The organism is Bradyrhizobium sp. HKCCYLRH1034, assembly GCF_051168375.1.
Taxonomy (GTDB): domain Bacteria; phylum Pseudomonadota; class Alphaproteobacteria; order Rhizobiales; family Xanthobacteraceae; genus Bradyrhizobium.
In genome coordinates this window covers 62,612-79,989 of sequence record NZ_JBNPUW010000007.1, presented here as the reverse complement: position 1 = coordinate 79,989, position 17,378 = coordinate 62,612, and the positions used below count along the sequence as shown (strand labels likewise).

The following is a 17,378-nucleotide window of genomic DNA, read 5'->3' as shown; positions in this document are numbered from 1 at the left end:
GATTCCGGGTCTGGTCCTTCGGACCATCCCGGAACGACGGCCAGCGGCTTAGCGCGGAAACCGCTTGCTCACGAACCTAGAGCCCTTGAGCCCGAACCGCCACGGCAGCTCGACCGCCTTGGTGATGCCGATGCGGACGCCGGTGACGATCTCTACATCCTCAGGTCGGGCGAACAGCTCGATCGGTGCAGCATCCAGCGCCAGGCCATTATGGGCGATCGTGATCCCCATCGCCTCGGTCAGCTTGCCCGGCCCCGAGCATAGTGCCCTGACATCCTCCAGCCCGCGCCGCCGCCGCATCTCGTCGATCCCGAAGGTCGGCTCGATCGCCCGGATCAGGACCGCGCTCGCCGAGCCCTCCACCTCGCAGACGAAGTTCATGCACCAGTGGATGCCGTAGGAGCGGTAGACGTAGGCGAAACCGGGCGGACCGAACATCACCTGGTTGCGCGGCGTCGGGCCCCGGAACGAATGCGCCGCGCGGTCGGTGTGGTGATAGGCCTCGACCTCGACGATGGTCCCGCCGACGCCGTCGACCAGAAAGGTCGCCCCGATCAGCTCCGGCGCCACCGCGAGCACCTCGCGGGCGAAGAACGCCCGCGTCAGCCGCTTGGCCGCAGCATTGCGCCGGGGCCGTGAAACCCCGGGGGCTTTTGCCGGTTTTTGCGCCATTCTCAGGGAAATCCGCCGTGTTGAGCGCTGTTCCGCGCTGCCCATATCTGCCATGCCCTGGTATCCTCGGCCAGCCGGTTGCGGCGCGCCGCGGCACGGAATAGCTAGGGCGCAACAGAGGTTTGTGCGAATCCCATGGTCACCATCGTCGACATCAACGCGAACACGCCGCTGCGCCCCCGCCACCCCGAAAAGGCGAACCGGCCGGATTCCATCTCGCCGGCCAAGCCGGCCTGGATCCGGGTCAAGGCGCCGACCACCCGCGGCTATGCCGACACCCGCAACATCGTGCGCGAGAACGGCCTCGTCACTGTATGCGAGGAGGCCGGCTGCCCGAATATCGGCGAGTGCTGGGACAAGAAGCACGCCACCTTCATGATCATGGGCGACACCTGCACGCGGGCCTGCGCCTTCTGTAACGTCAAGACCGGCCTGCCCGAGGCGCTCGACGCCGGCGAGCCGGAGCACGTCGCGGAGGCGACCTTCAAGCTCGGCCTCGCCCATGTCGTCGTCACCTCGGTCGACCGCGACGATCTCGCCGACGGCGGAGCCGGCCATATCGCCGCGACCATCCGCGCCATCCGCGCGAAATGTCCGACCACCACGATCGAGGTGCTGACGCCCGACTTCCTGCGCAAGGACGGCGCGCTGGAGCAGGTCGTCGCCGCCAAGCCCGACGTCTTCAACCACAATCTCGAGACCGTGCCATCGCGCTACCTCTCGGTTCGGCCCGGCGCGCGCTACTTCCACTCGATCCGGCTGCTGCAGCGGGTCAAGGAGATCGACCCCACCATCTTCACCAAGTCCGGCATCATGGTCGGCCTCGGCGAGGAGCGCCACGAGGTGCTGCAGGTGATGGACGACCTCCGCTCGGCCGAGGTCGATTTCCTCACCATCGGGCAGTATCTGCAGCCGACCAAGAAGCATCACGCCGTGATGCGCTTCGTCACGCCGGAGGAGTTCTCCGGCTATGAGACCGTCGCCTACACCAAGGGTTTCCTGATGGTGTCGGCGAGCCCGCTCACGCGCTCCTCGCACCACGCCGGCGAGGATTTCGCCAAGCTGAAGGCCGCGCGCGAAGCCATGGCGCGCTGATCGAGACGAGATGCCGAGATTTTCCAACAAGCGGCGCGTGCCGCACACGGCCGAGCAGATGTTCGACCTCGTCGCCGATGTCGAGCGCTATCCGGAGTTCGTGCCGCTGTGCGAGAAGCTGGTGGTGCGCCAGCGCAGCCAGAAGCCTGACCGCACCGAGGTCGTCGTCGCCGACATGACGGTGTCGTTCAAGCTCGTGAAGGAGACCTTCACCAGCCGGGTTACGCTGGATCGGGCCAAGCGCAACATCCTGGTCGAGTATGTGAGCGGGCCGTTCTCCAGCCTGGAAAACCGCTGGAGCTTCGAGCCGCGCGAGCAGGGCGCCTGCGAGGTAACGTTCTTCATCGCCTATGAGTTCAAGAGCCGCATGCTGGCGATGCTGATGGGCTCGATGTTCGACACCATCTTCGCGCGCATGTCGGCGGCGTTCGAAAAGCGCGCCGATGCGATCTACGGCCGCAAGCCCGCGGTGTCGTCGACGTAAGTCTTTCTCCATGTCTTCCAGTGGTAGACGATAGAGGGCGCCTCACCCTCAGTCGTCATCCCCGCGAAAGCGGGGATCCATAACCACAGGACTGCTTGTGGCGGCAGGCAGGTAACTCCGAGCTCGTCCAACCACATCTGCTGCGGCGTATGGATCCCGGGTCGGCGCCTCCGCGGCGCGTTGCGCCGCTGCGGCTTGCCCGGGATGACAGCGGAGGGTGAGGCTGGCGGCCTGCCAACTCACAGCAAGTTGCACCCACGAAGCCGTGGCCAGCGCAACTTGGCTTCAAAATCCTATCCACGCTTCAAACAGCTGCTCCGCGACATCGCCGCGGAGCCGTTCTGATCGCGGACACGTCGAGCCGCGACCGAAACCTACGCCGCCTGCACGGCGGTCAAAAAGTCCTTCACCTTGCCGCGCAGCTCGTCGGCGTGCTTGGCGAGCTGGCCAGCTGCACCCAGCATCTGCCGCGCTGCGCCGCCGGCCGATTCCACCGTCTGGCTGACCGAGCCGATGTTGGTGGCGACCTCGCGGGTGCCGCTGGCGGCCTGGCTGACCGAGCGGGCGATCTCCTGCGTCGCGTGGCCCTGCTGATCGACCGCGGTCGCAATGGTCTTGGCGATCTCGCTGATCTGGCCGATGGTGCCGCCGATGCCCTGGATCGCAGCCACGGTGTCGCTGGTGGCGCGCTGCATCGCGCTGATGTGCGCGCTGATCTCGTCGGTCGCCTTGGCGGTCTGGCTCGACAGGCTCTTCACCTCCGAGGCCACGACGGCGAAGCCGCGGCCGGCATCGCCGGCGCGTGCCGCCTCGATCGTCGCGTTCAGCGCCAGCAGGTTGGTCTGGCTCGCGATCGCGTTGATCATGTCGGTGACCGCGCCGATCTTGGCCGCCGCGTCCGCCAGGCTGTTGACGAGGTCGTTGGTGCGCGAGGACGCCTCGACCGCCTCGGCGGCGATGGTCGAGGAGGTCGCGACCTGGCGATTGATCTCGCTGACTGAGGTCGACAGCTCCTCGGTGGCGCCGGCCACCGACTGCACGTTGGAGGAGGCGGAGTTCGACGCCGACGCCACCAGCGCCACGCGTTGCGCGGCCTGATCCGCGGTCGTCGTCAGCGAGGCCGCCGTGGTCTCGACCTCGCGCGAGGCGCCGGAGATCGCATTGGCGATGGCGCCGACCGAGGTCTCGAAATCCTTGGCGATCCGGTCGAGCGCGCGCTTCTTCTCCTCGCGTGCGGCGACGAGGTCGGAGAGATCGCGGCGGAAGCTCATGACGTAGGTCTGGCCCTCGACCTGGGTCGGCACCAGCGTGATCTGGACCAGCGCCGGGCTGCCGTCGGCGCGCTTGGTGGTCCACTCGAACGTCGCGTGGCCCTCGCGCCTCGCCTTGGCATCCATCTCGCGCACCACGTCGGCGGAGCGCTTGCCATCGGGCTGGAACTCCGGCGCCATGGTCGCCGGCGAACGCGACAGCAGGTCCTGCTTGCTGCGGAAGCCGCCGAAGCGGACCGCGGTCTCGTTGCAGGCGATGATCTTGCCGTCGGACATCACCAGGATGGCGTCGCGATGGCGTTCGAACAGCTCCGTCATCAGGAGGTTATGCGTGCGATCAGCCGACTTGCCGGAGAAGAAAGCCATGGGGTCCCGAATCCACTGTCAGAGAAGAATGCGCGAGACGTAGCAGGACAAAATTAACCAAAACCTTTCGGGCGGGACCGCCAACGATAATCATCGGGCGGCGCGATCCTGAAATACGGACAGGGGGGCTTGCTGGCGCGCAGCCGCATCTCCCGCGGCGCAACGACGCCCGGGCTGTGGATCTCGACGGGCCCTCTGAAACACGAGGGCGCAGGGAATGCCGGGCGCTGGCCGCAACCCATGGCCCGCCTGCAGCAAAAAAGCAGGCGGCAGTCACCACAGGTTCAGCCGAACTCCGGCATTCCCTGCGCGATGGTCTTCACGCTTATACGCAGTCTCCCCGGGGACCGGCTGTCTTGCCCCCGTGACCGGCGGGTCATCATCACCACCGGCGTGACACCAGCTTCGGGGTGTCAGGACGCTGCGACTTCACGTCCGCCAAGAGCCGTTCGTCCGCACGTCCATGACGCGCGACGACCCATCGGCGGCCATCGCCTCCCCACCTCGCGTGTCGTGACGATCGCGATACGCCCCTCGTGCCGAGGCGGGATGAGGGGAGGAAAGCATGGATTCTGTAAAAACGAAAGTGGAATATTTTTTCGGGAGGGACTGGACAGCGAGTCGGGCGTTGAAAGTGCGCGAGAATTTTGCGTTTTGGCGCGGGAAACCTCAGGCAGTTGCCGCCGGCCGAAATGAACTCAGACCGTTGCCTACACGAAACTGCACCGCGAGTGATCCGGCTAACGGGCGCGTCATCAGCGACACCAAACGAGCTAGCCGAAAACCGCTCAGAATCCCTTTCGTGCAATAGTTGTATAATGTATCAATAAGCAATTACGGGGACGCTCGAAATCCGCTCGGCGACAAGCTCATGAAAAATCCATTCTCTTTCTTAGAAGCATGGAAGTTCGACCCCATTTCGTCGATCTTCACCATGGTGGTCCTTCCAATTGGAATATACGTTATTGTCAAAATTCGACGTTTCATCAAAGAATCTGCAGGCTATCTTGTTGATGGAATCATTTACAGCCTGAACAAAGCGTTCGTACACAAGGTTGCTGCTGCATTCACGCTCAGACGCTATTGCCGATTGCAGCTCGCGGGCTCGACTAAGTTACTTAGAATACCTGCTTCAACCGAAGTCAGTATTGATATAGACGAGATATTTATACCACTAGTCCTCGAGAACTTTGGAGTGGGGGCTAGTTATAATAGCTCATCGATCTTAAGCGCAGGGAGTAGAATTAGGATCATTGGCGACCCTGGCTCTGGAAAAAGCTCCGCAGCAAAGCGGCTATTTCGGGATGAGTGCCAACGCGCTATTATTGCTCCATCGCGCGCGCGATTTCCGGTTTTTATAGAGCTCAGAACATTGGACATACCCAAAAATGTCGCAGCGAAGAAGCTCGGAGACTGGATGCTAACTTATGTTCGCGAAAACTGCGCGAAACATGACGTTTACAACTTGTTGAAGTGCCTCGATGTTTATACTTACAAGACTGGTTTACTAGTTATTTTTGACGGACTCGATGAAGTGTCGTCTGCAAACTACCAGCGAATTGCAGTGGCCCTAAACTTGTTCTCTGAGACGCTACAACAACTCGGTGATAATAACGTTATTGTTATAACGCTGCGCACTCAGTTCCACCAACAAGTCCGGCCTGACTTCCAAGACGCTTACCCTACAGTCTTGTCAGTAAAGCGCTTTAGTCCCTCCGATATCTACGAGTTCTTGACGAGATGGCCCTTTGCAACTGGTCGATTTGAGAACGTTGTAAGAATATATAATGAGCTAACTGACCGGCCAAGCTTGCGGGAGATGTGCACCAATCCCCTGGTCTTGTCGATGTATGTTGCTCAGGATCAGATTGGGGGCGGTCTGCTCGCGCCGGATTCGAGATCGGAATTCTATTCTAAGGTCGTGGAAGAGTTGCTGATCAAGCGTCGGGCCAAGCAGATTGGCGCCCTTTCGGCTCAGGCTGTCGTTCGGCAGCAGCGGCAGCAGATATTAGGCAGAATTGCATTCAATCACTTGCTTGATAAGGATCAATCTCCAAATCATCTAAAGTGGAGTGAGGCTGTCGATGTTGTGATTAATATAGCTCGCTGCAAAGACCGAGAGGATGCGACGCGATACTTGCGAGAACTTTCAAAAGAAACCGGGTTAATCGGCGAGGAACAAGAGGGCGAATCATTTCGGTTCATTCATCTAACGTTTTGCGAGTTTTTCTGTGCATACGAAGCTGTTCATGGGCAAAAGGATGGTTGGAATGTCCTGATGAACTCTTATCGCCTTTTTCAGGCGGATGCCTCCCTCAGAGCCCGGTTGGTTGAGTGCTTACCCTTCGCAGTGGCTCTCATGCCGCGCCATATGAGGAGTGATGCCTTACAGCAGGTTGGCGCCTGCAACAATTTGCATCTGCTAGCAATGACGTTCCTGGAGGCCAAGCTCTACGATCATGAACTGTGGCCGAAATTCGTGGACGAGAGCATCGCAAGATTGAGTGCAGGGGCGGGCAGAGATAAATGGGATGCAGATTGGCTCCGTGAATTGCATCTATTCCTTGTTGTTGCGTCAGATGCAGAACGATCGGCAGAGGTGATGGGAGGAGTTGCGCGCTCCGATGTCGTCGACGCCTTCTTCGAAGAGTTTGCCAGGGTCGAAGTTCAGTCTCTTGTGCGGTTGATCCAAAGCTATGCAGAACAAGACGCCAGTGCGGCGTTTCGAGTTGCGAACCTTTGTGGCATCGATCTGCTAAATGAAGCACCAGAAATCGTTGTGTCGGGATGTAGTCAGCCTCCGTTCTTGGCGTTGGCTCTAGAGCGCGCGCTCCGCGAGCAAGAACGGCTGGCAATCTGGATGAGTTTGTTTGCTGAGGGAGGGCTTCGGTCGCGGGCAGCGGCGGATCTTTTGGGAAGACGATCGGAGCGGCCTTGGCAGGGGGTCGTCGTGGCTAAGGTACCTCGCTCTCGCCGATGGTATTCGCCCCTTTTTGGAAGAGACTCATTCTATTTTGACTGCATTAGCTTGGCGTACGACGCTCGACTCCAGCATCCGAATACACCGCTGCTGAACATTTTATCGACACTCGCGGCTCCCGGCGCATTCTCAAGAATTGGCGTGCTCTGTGGCAGAAGGTTAGAACTATGGATTGGCGCTATGTACTTTTCGGGCGGAGTACTAGCATCATCATTCATGCAGCGCCGGGCAATTGACAACGCTGTGACCAATCTCGCAAGTTGGACTAATCTGATTGCTGCAGGTGTTGCGATTTTGGCGGCTTTGTCATTTTTATTTGGACTAAGTTATACTTACCGGAGGGGCTTGTACTGCGCTGCCCTAAACGTTACCCCTCCACTAACGCCAGCGGCGTTGTTCTCATCCGGTGTTCGGCGCCTCTTGATGCTGAAGTGGCGGGGCGGTGTCTTAGACGGAGCAGATAATCCTCGCAGTTGGTCATACCCACGAGAAGGAAATTGCTTGGTCCCTCGGAAGTCTAGAAAATTGATTAGGCTCATTATGTTGCAAAGAATGAAACTTCAGCGGTAGGCGCGCGCTCGCGGTCAAGACTGGATAGCGTCGCTGCGCTCGCGATGACGGTGTGGCGAGGGCAGGGCGCGCCACGAGTACCTACGTCCGCGGCCGCCGTGGCCGTTTCACCGGATGCAGCCGCGGCGCGCGGGCGACGCGCGGACGCAGTCGTGTCGCGGCAGCGCGCTTCGGCTTGGCCGCGACCTGCGGCCGTGCCAGCTCCATCAGCAGGCGCAGGGCTTCCAGCACCGAGCGGGTGCGCACGGTGCTGCGGCCGATGGCACCGAAGCGGTGTTCGCGGTGGGTGATGCGGCCGTCGCGGGCGGCGACGGCGAAATGGACCAGACCGACCGGCTTGCCGGGGGTGGCGCCGCCGGGGCCGGCGATGCCGGTGATGGCCACCGCGAGATCGACGTCGGCGCGCTCCAGGGCGCCGACGGCCATCTGGATCGCGGTCTCCTTGGAGACGGCGCCGAAGGTCTGCAGCGTCGAAGCCTCGACGCCGAGCATGGCGCGCTTGGCCTCGTTCGAATAGGTGACGAAGCCGCGGTCGATGACATCGGAGGAGCCGGGGATGTCGGTCAGGGCCGCGGCGACCAGGCCGCCGGTGCAGGACTCGGCGGTCGCGATCATCAGCTTGCGCGACCGGCAGAGGTCGAGCAGCGAGCGGGCCAGCGCGCTGGTAGAGCCGATTTGACGTTCGCTGGCCATGGCTGCGTTGTCCTCATCCGACCGTCAGATCGAAAGCTCCATGAGCGGTGACAGGGTGGTGCGCCTCTAGGCGCTCCACGGCAGACGGATCGTCGCGCTCGCCGTCGCTGCGATGCCTTCCTCGCGGCCGGTGAAGCCGAGCCGCTCGCTGGTGGTGGCCTTGACCGCGATGCGCGAGATGTCGACGCCGGTGATCTCGGCGATGCGGGCGCGCATCTGGTCGCGCAGCGGGCCGATCTTCGGGCGCTCGCAGATCATCGTGACCTCGAGATTGGCAACGCGGCCGCCGCGCGCGGTCACGCGCTCGATGGCGTATTTCAAGAACTGGTCGGATGCGGCGCCTTTCCACTTCATGTCGGAGGGTGGGAAGTGCGAGCCGATGTCGCCATCGGCCAGGGCGCCCAAAATTGCATCAACCAGAGCGTGCAGACCGACGTCGCCGTCGGAGTGGGCAAGGAACCCCTTGCTATGCGGCACGCGCAGGCCGCACAGCCAGACATGGTCGCCTTCGCCGAAGGCGTGGACGTCGTAGCCGGTGCCGGTCCGGATGTCGCCGAGCTGCGCGGCAAGGCGCGCTTCCTCGCGCACGAAATCTTCCGGTGTGGTGAGCTTCATGTTGGCAACATCGCCCTCAAAGGTCGCGACGGTCAATCCCGCCCATTCGGCGATCGCCGCATCATCTGTGAACTCGGTGAGGCCGTCGCGCGCGGCGCGGCGGTGTGCCTCCAGGATCGTGTCGAACTTGAAGGTCTGCGGCGTCTGGGCGATGCGCAGCTTCGCGCGCTCCGGTGTCGCGGTGATGTCGCCGCCCGTGCCGACTTCCTTGATGGTGTCGGTGACCGGCACCACGGGAATCGCCGCGCCGGTCTTGCCGGCCGCTCGAATCGCGCGCGAGATCACGGCGGGCGTGACGAACGGACGCGCGGCATCGTGGATCAGCACGATGTCGGGCTTGTGCGGCGCCAGCGCTTCCAGGCCCGCGAGCACCGAGGCCTGTCGCGTCGCACCGCCATGCGCTGGGGCCTCGTGGCGCAGGCCGAAGACGGCTGCGTTGAAGATGTCGATGTCGTCGGGGTTCACCACCGGCTGGACCACCGCCACCTCGGGGTGATCGGCGAAGGCGGCGAGCGCGCGATGGATGACCGTGCGGCCGCCGATCATGCGATATTGCTTCGGACCGCCGGCGCCGGCGCGCAGGCCACGTCCGGCCGCGACGAGAATGGCTGCAGTCCGCTGAGAAGTCGTCATGGGAACAGGGTATCGATGCTGATGAGGATGATGGGGTTCGCGGCTTCTTACATCTGCAGAAGATGTTAAGCGAGCAGGATCACACGTCGCATGAACGGCACCTGCGATCGCGACACAAGCGCCGGGATCCGCTGGCGCGTTGAGGGGGGCGGTCGCACCTGCCGCCTGCGAGCACCTTGCCGAGCCATGCAAAAATCCGGCGGCTCACGGGTTTACCATGACTGCCGAACAAGCATATTTTGCTGCACTGCACTTGAAATGCCGATCGTCTTGGCTAAAGTGTAGGCATGACGCTTGACTGCACAAGATTTGTGCTTGAGAGTGCAGCGCAGACGCGATGATGCGTCCAAAGAGCTTTAAGAGTCGTTCGTGACCGGTCCGGCCAATACACAAGCCAAAGCCTTGAAGATAGGCGACGTTTCGCTCGCCAACCGGGCCATTCTCGCGCCGATGTCGGGGATCACCGACGCGCCGTTCCGCCGACTCGCGGCCGAGCTCGGCGCCGGGCTGGTGGTGTCCGAGATGACTGCGAGCGACGATCTCGTGCGCGGGCGGTGGATATCCCGGTTGCGCTGCGAGGCGAGCGGCGTCGGGCCGCATGTGGTGCAGCTCGCCGGCTGCGAGGCGCATTGGATGGCCGAGGGCGCGAAGGTCGCCGAGGATGGCGGCGCCGAGATCATCGACATCAACATGGGCTGCCCGGCACGGCACGTGACCGGCGGCCAGTCCGGCTCGGCCCTGATGCGCGATCTCGATCATGCGCTGACCTTGATCGAGGCGACGGTCGAGGCCGTCGATGTGCCCGTGACCCTGAAGATGCGGCTCGGCTGGGACGAGCGCAGCCTGAATGCGCCGGAGCTGGCGCGCCGCGCGCAGGCCGCGGGCGTGCAGTTGATCACCGTGCACGGCCGTACGCGGCAGCAGTTCTACAAGGGCGAAGCCGACTGGAGCGCGGTGCGCGCCGTGAAGGACGCCGTCGATCTGCCGGTCGTCGTCAACGGCGACATCACCAGCTATGAGGACGCGCGCGAGGCGCTCGACGCCTCCGGCGCCGATGCCGTGATGATCGGGCGCGGCGCGCAAGGCCAGCCCTGGCTGCCCGGCCAGATCGGCCGCCGACTCGAGGGCGGTGCGGAAGAGGGCGCGCCGGAGCTGGCGCAGCAGCTCAGTCTTCTCACCGCGCTCTATGACGAGATCTGCCGTCACTATGGCGCGCGTGTCGGCCTGCGCCACGCCCGCAAGCATCTCAGTTGGGGGCTCGACGTCGCCGCCCAGCACGCGCAAGCGCCGGCCGAAAAACTGAAGGCCTGGCGCGACCGTATCCTGACGTCCGAGCAGCCGTCCTTGGTGCATCGGGCGCTGCGTGAGGCCTTCGACGATTTTGCCTGGAGTGCAGCCGCATGAGCTCAGCCGCAGAACAGCGCAAGCGACTTCCATCGGATGGCGACGCCATCCTCAACGCCCTGCCGAATCCGGTCCTCGTCATCGGCCCGGACGGTATGATCATGGACGCCAACATGGCGGCGGAATCGTTCTTCGATTCCTCCACCCAGTTTCTGCAGCGGCAGTCGCTGAAGAAGCTGGTGCCGTTCGGCTCTCCGCTGCTGGCGCTGATCGATCAGGTCCGCACCACCAGCGCGCCGGTCAACGAGTACAAGGTCGATCTTGGCACGCCGCGCACCGGCGCCGATCGGCTCGTCGACCTGCACGTCGCGCCGCTGCCGGAGCGGCCCGGCCATATCGTGGTGATGCTGCAGGAGCGCACCATCGCCGACAAGATGGACCGCCAGCTCACCCATCGCAGCGCGGCGCGCTCGGTGATCGCACTGGCCGCGATGCTCGCGCACGAGATCAAGAACCCGCTGTCGGGCATCCGCGGCGCCGCGCAGCTCCTCGAGCAGCAGGCCTCCTCCGAGGATCGCATGCTGACCCGGCTGATCTGCGACGAGGCCGACCGCATCGTCACTTTGGTCGACCGCATGGAGGTGTTCGGCGACGACCGCCCGGTGGCGCGCGGGCCCGTGAACATCCATTCCGTGCTCGATCACGTGAAGCGGCTGGCGCAGTCCGGCTTTGCCCGCAACATCCGCTTCGTCGAGGACTACGATCCGTCGTTGCCGCCGGTGCTCGCCAACCAGGATCAACTGATCCAGGTGTTCTTGAACCTGGTCAAGAATGCCGCGGAAGCGGTCGTCGATCTCGGCTCGGATGCGGAAATCCAGCTCACCACGGCGTTCCGCCCGGGTGTGCGCCTGTCGGTGCCCGGCAAGAAGTCGCGGGTGTCGCTGCCGCTGGAGTTCTGCGTCAGGGACAACGGCCCCGGCGTGCCGGAAGACCTGATGCCCAATCTGTTCGATCCGTTCGTGACCACCAAGCCGACCGGAAGCGGCCTCGGACTTGCATTGGTCGCGAAGATCGTCGGCGACCATGGCGGGATCATCGAGTGCGAGTCGCAGCCGCGCAAGACGACCTTCCGGGTGCTGATGCCGATGTACAGCGCAACCAAACAACCAGACCAAAGCCCAAATCACAGCCATGGCGATGACGTTTCGGGGACGCCGTTGCATGCCTCACAGGGATCAAATTGAGGACCACCTATGCCTGCAGGTAGCATTCTCGTTGCCGACGACGATACGGCCATCCGCACGGTCCTGAACCAGGCGCTGTCACGCGCCGGCTATGAGGTGCGGCTGACCGGCAATGCCGCGACGCTGTGGCGCTGGGTGAGCCAGGGCGAGGGCGATCTCGTCATCACCGACGTGGTGATGCCGGACGAGAACGCGTTCGACCTGCTGCCGCGGATCAAGAAGATGCGGCCGAACCTGCCGGTCATCGTGATGAGCGCGCAGAACACCTTCATGACCGCCATCAAGGCGTCGGAGCGCGGCGCCTATGAGTATCTGCCGAAGCCGTTCGACCTGAAGGAGCTGATCGCGATCGTCGGCCGTGCCTTGGCCGAGCCGAAGGAGCGTGCGGCGAGCCAGCCCGACGACGGCGAGTTCGAATCGATCCCGCTGGTCGGCCGCTCGCCGGCGATGCAGGACATCTACCGCGTGCTGGCGCGGCTGATGCAGACCGACCTCACGGTGATGATCTCGGGCGAGAGCGGCACCGGCAAGGAGCTGGTGGCGCGCGCGCTGCACGATTACGGCAAGCGCCGCAACGGGCCGTTCGTCGCGGTCAACATGGCGGCGATCCCGCGCGACCTGATCGAATCGGAACTGTTCGGGCACGAGCGCGGCGCCTTCACCGGCGCCAACACCCGCGCCTCCGGCCGCTTCGAGCAGGCTGAGGGCGGCACCTTGTTCCTGGACGAGATCGGCGACATGCCGATGGAGGCGCAGACGCGGCTTTTGCGCGTGCTGCAGCAGGGCGAGTACACCACCGTCGGCGGCCGCACCCCGATCAAGACCGACGTGCGCATCGTCGCCGCCTCCAACAAGGACCTGCGCATCCTGATCCAGCAGGGGCTTTTCCGGGAAGATCTGTTCTTCCGCCTCAACGTCGTGCCCCTGCGGCTGCCGCCGCTGCGCGAACGCATCGAGGACCTGCCGGATCTCGTCCGCCACTTCTTCGCGCTGGCCGAGAAGGACGGGCTGCCGCCGAAGAAGCTCGATGCCGCGGCGCTGGAGCGGCTCAAGCAGCACCGCTGGCCGGGCAATGTCCGCGAGCTGGAGAATCTCGCCCGGCGTTTGGCCGCGCTGTATCCGCAGGACGTCATCACGGCGTCAGTCATCGATGGCGAGCTGGCGCCGCCGGCGGTGACCACCGGCTCGAACACGCCGACCTCGATCGACAATCTGGGCGGAGCAGTGGAGGCCTATCTGTCCTCGCACTTCCAGGGATTTCCCAACGGCGTGCCGCCGCCGGGGCTGTACCACCGCATCCTCAAGGAGATCGAGATTCCGCTGCTGACGGCAGCGCTGGCGGCGACGCGCGGCAACCAGATCCGCGCCGCCGATCTGCTCGGCCTCAATCGCAACACGCTGCGCAAGAAGATCCGCGACCTCGACATTCAAGTGTACCGCAGCGGCGCTTGACGGTTATTTGATACCTCTACGGCGGGCTCGGACCCGCCTCAGGTGAGAATTAATGTAGACAAATCCGCGACGCGCTCCGGCGCCGCGGATTTGTCGCAATTTGGCAACAGCGTGGTAGGAATGCATCAGTCCGATTCCCGGACGTGCCGCGTTCAGCATCACCCACCTTGCCGGAATGACCAGCGCAGAGACATCGGCCACCCCCTTCGATTCGTCGTCCACCGAGGGCCGGCGCTGGACCTGGCGCACCTGGCTGGCGCCGGTGGCGGTGGCGCTGGCGCTGCTGTCGGCCTTCCTCACCTTCATCGTGCTGGTCGGGCTGACCCCGGTCGAGCCCACGACCGACGTGGTCAAGACCTTCTACCTGATCGACGCCGGAACGATCCTGGTCCTGGTCGGGATCATCATCCGCGAGGTCTGGCAGGTGGTGCAGGCCCGCCGGCGCGGCCGGGCGGCGGCGCGGCTGCACGTCCAGATCGTCAGCCTGTTCTCGGTGATCGCGGTCCTGCCGGCGGTGCTGGTCGCCGTGGCGGCCAACGTCACCATCGATCGCGGCCTCGACCGGCTGTTCTCCGGACCAGCGAAAGTCGCGATCCAGAACTCGCTGACCATTGCGCGCGCCTACATGCAGGAGCACGCGCAGTTCATCCGCGGCGACATCATCGGCATGGCGACCGACATCGCACGCGCGCGGCCGCTGTTCGACCAGGACCGCGCCAGCTTCCGCGAGCTGCTCACCACCAGCGCCGCCTCGCGCAATCTGCCCGGCGCGATGATCATCGACAAGAACACCAACCCGATCGTCTGGGCCGAGACCGGCGGGGTGCAACTGGCCTATTCGCCGCCGGCGCCCGAGTTCCTCAACAATGTCCGGGAGGAGGAGCCCGAGATCGCGGTCCTGCCGGAGTCGAACTACGTCGCCGCGGTGATCCGGCTGCGCGCGTTCAACGACACCTTCCTCTACGTCGCGCGTCCGCTCGATCCGCAGGTCGTCGAGCAGCTCAAGCAGACCGAGCTGTCGGTCGCCGAATACGCCCAGGTCGAGGCGCGGCGCTTCGGCATCCAGATCGCCTTCGCGCTGATGTTCGCGGTGATCGCGCTGACCATCCTGATGGCCTCGGTGCTGATCGGGCTGAACTTCGCCAACTGGCTGGTGGCGCCGATCCGGCAATTGATGAATGCCGCCAACACCGTGTCGACCGGCGATCTCAACGTCCAGGTCCCGGTGCATCGCTCGGAGGGCGATCTCGCCCAGCTCGGCCAGACCTTCAACAAGATGACCCAGGAGCTGCGCACCCAGCGCGACGAGCTGGTCAGCGCCAGCGAATTGATCGACAGCCGGCGCCGCTTCATCGAGGCGGTGCTGTCGTCGGCCTCCGCCGGCATCATCGGCGTCGATGCCTCTGGCAGCGTCGGCATCCTCAACCGCTCGGCCGAGAAGCTGATCGGACATGCCGAGCAGGAGGTGCTCGATCATCCGCTCTCCGACGTGCTGCCCGAGCTCGACGATATGATGAAGACCGCGCGCGAGGGCAAGCAGCGGCTGGTGCAGGGTCAGATCACGATCCAGCGCGACGGCCACGAGCGCAATCTGTCGGTGCGCGTCACCGCCGAGCAGACCAACCAGGCGCGCGACAGCTACATCATCACGCTCGACGATATCACCGAGCTGGTGTCGGCGCAGCGCACCTCGGCCTGGGGCGACGTCGCGCGGCGCATCGCGCATGAGATCAAGAATCCGCTGACGCCAATTCAACTGTCCGCAGAGCGAATTCGCCGCAAATTCGGCAAGGTCATCACCGAGGACAAGGCGATATTTGAGCAATGTACCGAGACGATCGTGCGGCAGGTCGACGACATCAGGCGAATGGTCGACGAGTTCTCGCGGTTCGCGCGGATGCCGAAGCCGGTGATGGAAGGCGAGGACGTCGCCGACACCGTGCGGCAGGCCGTGTTCCTGATGAAGGTCGCGCATCCCGAGATCGACATCGAGACCGAGATCAAGCAGGACCCCTTGCGCGCGCAGTTCGATCGCCGCCTGATCTCGCAGGCGCTGACCAACATCATCAAGAACGCCACCGAGGCGATCGAGGTGGTGCCAGAGGCGGAGCTCGGCAAGGGCCGTATCGACGTGGTCGCCTCGCGCGAGGGTGAGGACGTGCTGATCGACGTCATCGACAACGGCATCGGCCTGCCGAAGGTGGCACGGCAGCGGCTGCTCGAGCCCTATGTCACGACCCGCGCCAAGGGCACCGGCCTCGGGCTCGCGATCGTCGGCCGCGTGCTGGAAGACCATGGCGGCAAGCTCGAGCTGAAGGACGCGTCCGATTTCCGTCCCGGCCAGCGCGGCGCCTGGATGCGGCTGCGCTTTGCCGTCTCCGGCCAGGCCGCGAAGACGGGCGCGAAGGAGCAGGCGGCGGCGTCTGACAATGCGCAGAAGACCGAGGTTGGCGGCGAAACCGCTGACACGGTTCAAACGACCAATGATGAACCAAAAATCCAAGCCGCAACCGGCAGCTGACGAGACAGGCGTGACCCATGGCGAGTGATATTCTGATTGTCGACGATGAAGCCGATATCCGGGAGCTGGTCGCCGGCATCCTGGATGACGAAGGCTTCACGACGCGAACCGCGCGCGACAGCGATTCGGCGCTCGCGGAGATCACGAGCCGCCGTCCCAACCTGGTGTTCCTGGACATCTGGCTGCAGGGCTCCAAGCTCGACGGTCTGCAGCTCCTCGAGCAGATCAAGAAGGACCATCCCGACCTTCCGGTCGTGATGATCTCCGGCCACGGCAACATCGAAACGGCGGTCGCCGCGATCAAGCGCGGCGCCTATGACTTCATCGAGAAGCCGTTCAAGTCCGACCGGCTGATTCTGGTAGCGACGCGTGCGCTGGAGAATTCCCGGCTCAAGCGCGAGGTGCGAGAGCTCAAGCAGCTGGCGCCGACCGCGAGCAGCATGACCGGCCGCTCGCCATCGATGAACCAGTTGCGCCAGACCATCGAGCGCGCCGCCAAGGCCAACAGCCGCATCCTGATCGTCGGCCCTCCCGGCTCGGGCAAGGAGCTCGCCGCGCGTTCGCTGCACGCTCAGTCGCCGCGCTCCGAGGGCCCGTTCGTCGTCATCAACGCCGCCGCGATCACGCCGGAGCGGATGGAGGAGGAGCTGTTCGGCATCGAGCAGTCCAATGGCGAGCAGGCGCGCAAGACCGGCGCGCTCGAAGAGGCCCACGGCGGCACGCTGTTCGTCGACGAGATCGCCGACATGCCGCGCGAGACGCAGAACAAGATCCTGCGCGTGCTGGTCGACCAGACGTTCCAGCGCGCCGGCGGCACCACCAAGGTGCACGTCGACGTGCGCATCATCTCCTCGACCGCACGGAATCTCGAGGAGGAGATTGCCGCCGGGCGTTTCCGCGAGGACCTCTATCACCGTCTGTCGGTGGTTCCGATCCGGGTTCCGCCGCTGTCGGAGCGCCGCGAGGACATTCCGGAGCTGATCGACTATTTCATGGAGCAGATTTCGGCCACGACCGGCCTGCCGAAGCGGCAGATCGGCCAGGACGCCATGGCCGTGCTGCAGTCGCATGTGTGGCCCGGCAACGTCCGTCAGCTTCGCAACAACGTCGAGCGCGTCATGATTCTGGCCGCCGGCGGACCGGAGGTGATCATCACCGCCGACATGCTGCCGCCGGATGTGGGATCGATGGTGCCGGCGATGCCGACCAGCAACAATGGCGAGCACATCATGGGACTGCCGTTGCGCGAGGCACGCGAGGTGTTCGAGCGCGACTATCTCATCGCCCAGATCAGCCGCTTCTCCGGCAACATCTCGCGCACGGCCGAGTTCGTGGGCATGGAGCGGTCCGCCCTGCATCGCAAGCTGAAGGCGCTCGGCGTCGGCTGAGGCTCCAGCTCGGCCAAACTTGCCGACTGGACGAATTTACATTGGAAAAT

12 protein-coding genes are annotated in these 17,378 nt (G+C 64.0%); 8 read left to right on the top strand and 4 right to left on the bottom strand.

Features of this window, described 5'->3' with window-relative positions; translation table 11 throughout:
* Positions 1–48 precede the first annotated feature (48 nt).
* Positions 49–672: a DNA-3-methyladenine glycosylase gene (locus tag ACQR0W_RS18095; protein WP_316187129.1), complete on the bottom strand. Its 624-nt coding sequence runs from the start codon at positions 670–672 to the stop codon at positions 49–51.
* A 135-nt stretch (positions 673–807) separates the two neighbouring features.
* Between ACQR0W_RS18095 and lipA the strand changes: the two genes are divergently transcribed.
* Both lipA and ACQR0W_RS18085 read left to right on the top strand, forming a co-directional pair.
* Positions 808–1,767, top strand: coding sequence for a lipoyl synthase (gene lipA / locus ACQR0W_RS18090; RefSeq protein ID WP_315827589.1), 960 nt, complete (start codon positions 808–810; stop codon positions 1,765–1,767).
* A gap of 10 nt (positions 1,768–1,777) precedes the next feature.
* Positions 1,778–2,251 (top strand): type II toxin-antitoxin system RatA family toxin, encoded by a 474-nt coding sequence (locus ACQR0W_RS18085; protein WP_316187128.1) that lies wholly within the window; start codon positions 1,778–1,780, stop codon positions 2,249–2,251.
* A 374-nt stretch (positions 2,252–2,625) separates the two neighbouring features.
* Here ACQR0W_RS18085 and ACQR0W_RS18080 read toward each other — a convergent pair whose 3' ends face one another.
* A complete protein-coding gene (locus ACQR0W_RS18080; protein ID WP_315711879.1) occupies positions 2,626–3,888 on the bottom strand; it encodes a methyl-accepting chemotaxis protein in 1,263 nt (420 codons plus the stop codon).
* An 871-nt stretch (positions 3,889–4,759) separates the two neighbouring features.
* On the opposite strand from ACQR0W_RS18080, the gene ACQR0W_RS18075 reads away from it, so the two are divergent.
* Positions 4,760–7,438 carry an NACHT domain-containing protein gene (locus ACQR0W_RS18075; protein ID WP_316205715.1) on the top strand — a complete coding sequence of 893 codons (2,679 nt, stop codon included), beginning with the start codon at positions 4,760–4,762 and terminating at the stop codon, positions 7,436–7,438.
* Positions 7,439–7,519: 81 nt separating this feature from the next.
* Here ACQR0W_RS18075 and ACQR0W_RS18070 read toward each other — a convergent pair whose 3' ends face one another.
* Positions 7,520–8,131 carry a CinA family protein gene (locus tag ACQR0W_RS18070; protein WP_315774796.1) on the bottom strand — a complete coding sequence of 204 codons (612 nt, stop codon included), beginning with the start codon at positions 8,129–8,131 and terminating at the stop codon, positions 7,520–7,522.
* A gap of 66 nt (positions 8,132–8,197) precedes the next feature.
* Positions 8,198–9,379 carry a bifunctional 2-C-methyl-D-erythritol 4-phosphate cytidylyltransferase/2-C-methyl-D-erythritol 2,4-cyclodiphosphate synthase gene (locus ACQR0W_RS18065; protein ID WP_315827594.1) on the bottom strand — a complete coding sequence of 394 codons (1,182 nt, stop codon included), beginning with the start codon at positions 9,377–9,379 and terminating at the stop codon, positions 8,198–8,200.
* Between the two features lie 450 nt (positions 9,380–9,829).
* On the opposite strand from ACQR0W_RS18065, the gene dusB reads away from it, so the two are divergent.
* The 5 genes from dusB to ACQR0W_RS18040 all read left to right on the top strand — a co-directional run bounded on the left by dusB (position 9,830) and on the right by ACQR0W_RS18040 (position 17,328).
* On the top strand, positions 9,830–10,783 hold the full coding sequence (gene dusB / locus ACQR0W_RS18060) for a tRNA dihydrouridine synthase DusB (RefSeq protein WP_316175428.1): 954 nt from the start codon (positions 9,830–9,832) through the stop codon (positions 10,781–10,783).
* Entirely contained in the window at positions 10,780–11,967 is a 1,188-nt protein-coding gene (locus tag ACQR0W_RS18055) for a two-component system sensor histidine kinase NtrB (RefSeq protein WP_315751120.1), read from the top strand. Before dusB ends, ACQR0W_RS18055 begins: the two co-directional genes overlap by 4 nt.
* Positions 11,968–11,976: 9 nt before the next feature.
* Positions 11,977–13,419 (top strand): nitrogen regulation protein NR(I), encoded by a 1,443-nt coding sequence (gene ntrC / locus ACQR0W_RS18050; protein ID WP_315711890.1) that lies wholly within the window; start codon positions 11,977–11,979, stop codon positions 13,417–13,419.
* Between the two features lie 175 nt (positions 13,420–13,594).
* Positions 13,595–15,940, top strand: a complete 2,346-nt coding sequence (locus ACQR0W_RS18045; RefSeq protein WP_315751121.1) for a sensor histidine kinase NtrY-like — start codon at positions 13,595–13,597, stop codon at positions 15,938–15,940.
* A 17-nt stretch (positions 15,941–15,957) separates the two neighbouring features.
* The gene (locus tag ACQR0W_RS18040) at positions 15,958–17,328 is read left to right on the top strand and encodes a sigma-54-dependent transcriptional regulator (protein WP_315711893.1); all 1,371 of its coding nucleotides are present in this window, start codon (positions 15,958–15,960) and stop codon (positions 17,326–17,328) included.
* The last annotated feature ends 50 nt before the right edge of the window (positions 17,329–17,378 follow it).